Annotated in this window: 3 protein-coding genes and 1 pseudogene; 2 read left to right on the top strand and 2 right to left on the bottom strand. The window is 71.1% G+C overall.

Annotated features, from left to right (window positions below; translation table 11 throughout):
* Nucleotides 1-293 (bottom strand): annotated as a pseudogene (locus RMO85_RS15980) (hypothetical protein); the annotation flags it as partial.
* Nucleotides 294-418: 125 nt separating this feature from the next.
* Between RMO85_RS15980 and RMO85_RS15975 the strand changes: the two are divergent.
* Nucleotides 419-781, top strand: a complete 363-nt coding sequence (locus RMO85_RS15975) for a hypothetical protein (RefSeq protein WP_310529712.1) — start codon at nt 419-421, stop codon at nt 779-781.
* On the top strand, nt 768-1,151 hold the full coding sequence (locus RMO85_RS15970) for a DUF5130 family protein (protein WP_310529711.1): 384 nt from the start codon (nt 768-770) through the stop codon (nt 1,149-1,151). The genes RMO85_RS15975 and RMO85_RS15970 overlap by 14 nt, the downstream gene beginning before the upstream one ends.
* Nucleotides 1,152-1,279: 128 nt before the next feature.
* Here RMO85_RS15970 and RMO85_RS15965 read toward each other — a convergent pair.
* On the bottom strand, nt 1,280-2,139 hold an 860-nt coding region (locus tag RMO85_RS15965), incomplete at its 5' end, for an ERAP1-like C-terminal domain-containing protein (RefSeq protein ID WP_310529710.1).

Here is a 2,139-nt window from a genome sequence, read left to right as displayed (position 1 = left end):
CGACCGGCCCCCGCTGCCTCGGCGCGGACGAGCGCCTCGGTCATGCGACCGGCGAAGGGGACCTTCCTCATCGAGCCGGAGAGGCCGCCGAGCTCGGCTCGCTGCACCACCCGGTCGATCAGGCGATGCAGCAGCCAGCGGACGACGAGTCCCAAGATGGCCAGCCCGAGCAGGGCGAACGGTTTGCCGACGAACCAGTCGGCGCTGGTGGCGAGCTTCTGGTTGCCTGTCTCGGTGAAGACCCAGTCACAGATGGATTCGCCTTCGGCGCAGGTGTCGGAGAGCGAAAGCATGCCCGCCAGTATGGCGACTTCTGAGCCGAACCCAAGTCGCCCGGCCGCGATGGGCCTGCGGGTGTGAGCGAGACGACTCGGGCCGCGGCGCGGGCCGGGTTGGTGATGCGGATATCGTGTCCCCCGTGATCACGCTCGTGCCCCCCACCGCTGCCCGGTTTGCCGCCCGTGCCAGCCTCCCGCTCGTCGCGCTGGGCCTGGCGTTGCTCGCAGCCCCGGCTCACGCGGATGCGGCCGAGGGTTGGAGCGACCCCGCCGACGTCAACATGCTGCATGCCCTGTTGCTGCTGGGTGGGGTGCCGCTGCTGCTCTTCCTCCTGATCGGCCTGGCCGTCTACGTCCCGCCCCTGGTCCGCGGTGAAGACATCTCGCCCTCCGGTGGTGGCGTCGAGAGTCAGTGGATCGGCGGCCCCCGCCCTGGCGCCAAGGAGCTCGCGTCCCACGCGACCTCTCCGAGCGAGACGGGTGGAGCTCATGGCAGCTGGTGACCTGAGCTCGCGCGAGCGCGCCGGCCTCGACAAGGCCATCCGCGCCGCCGAGCAGTCGTGCCGCTTCGAGTTCTCCGTGTTCATCGGCAGCGCTGACGGCGATGCCCGGGTCTACGCCCAGCGGTTGCACACCTCGCTCGTCGCGCCGACCCACAGCGTGCTCGTGATGGTGGACCCTGCGGCCCGCGTCATCGAGGTCGTGACCGGCGCCGAGGTGCGCCGTCACCTCAGCGACCGCGAGGTCGAGCTGGCGATCCTCGCCATGCAGACCGACTTCGCGGGCGACGACTTCGTGGGCGGCCTCAAGCGCGGCATCTCGATGCTCGCCGAGCACGCTCGCCCGCAGAACACCCTGCACGCAGGCGTCTGACTCTTCGCCGTACACCGAGTCGGCGCCAACCCGAGCCCGAGTCGGCGCCAGTTATCGAGCGAGTCGGCGCCAACTGGAAGTGGTTCACGCCGACTCGGCAGGTGGTTCACGCCGACTCGGCAGGTGGTTCACGCCGACTCGGCATCTCGGGCCTGCGCGGCGAGGGCGCGAACGATGTCGTCACGGGCCTCGGCCAGGTAGCGCTGAGCACCCTTGGGTGCGTTGTTGTCGGCGAGCCACTCGTCGAGGCGGGCCACCACGGCGGGGGACCCCACCGCGAGCGGGAAGCCGTACTCGAGGACGACCGAGGCCTTGTGGAAGCCGAGGGTGTCGATGACCGTGTCGGCGGCGGTGAGGTACTTCTCGACGTACGGCGCCACGATCTCGTCCTGCTCCGCGCGGAAGATCGACAACACCATCTGGCTCGACGTCTCGTTGGGCGTCGTGGGGTCGAGGATCGCGTCCCACCCGGCCGCCTTGGCCTCCACGGTGGGCTGGGACACCCGCGCCCCGGCGGCCTTCTCCTGGCCCTCGATCGTCTTGTCACGGGCGAGCTCGGCGTCGATCTCCGGGTCGCCGAAACGACCGGCACGCGCGAGCGACGCGACCAGGCCCCAGCGGATGTCCTGGTCGACGGCGAGGCCCTCGACGACGAACGAACCGTCCAGGATCGCCACGAGCTCGTCGAGTGCGGCGTCGCTGCGAGCCGCACCGACGTAGGTGCGCGCGAACGTGAGCTGCTGGTCGCTGCCGGGCTCGGCGTCGAGCATCAGCTGGCGCATGCCCTGCTCCCACTCGGCCTTGAGGGCGTCGCGGGCAGCCGGGTCGCTGTAGCGGCCGACGGCCGTGGCGGCCATGGCCGGGATGCGGGTGACCCCCCAGGCGTCGGTCTCGGAGCCGATGTTGGCCAGCACGAGGCGCACCCAGTCGGTCGCCCCCCACTCGGCGTCGCGGGTCATGTCCCAAGCGGCGCCCCCGACGAGGGCGC

It is taken from the genome of Nocardioides sp. (assembly GCF_031422975.1).
In the GTDB taxonomy this organism is placed as follows: Bacteria; Actinomycetota; Actinomycetes; order Propionibacteriales; family Nocardioidaceae; genus Nocardioides.
Note: the sequence above shows the minus strand (reverse complement) of the source record. Positions and strands in the feature narration are given on the sequence as shown.

Bases quoted from the DNA above. Each gene is read 5' to 3' on its own strand.
- RMO85_RS15970 (WP_310529711.1), top strand. From the start codon at position 768: ATGGCAGCTGGTGACCTGAGCTCGCGCGAGCGCGCCGGCCTCGACAAG.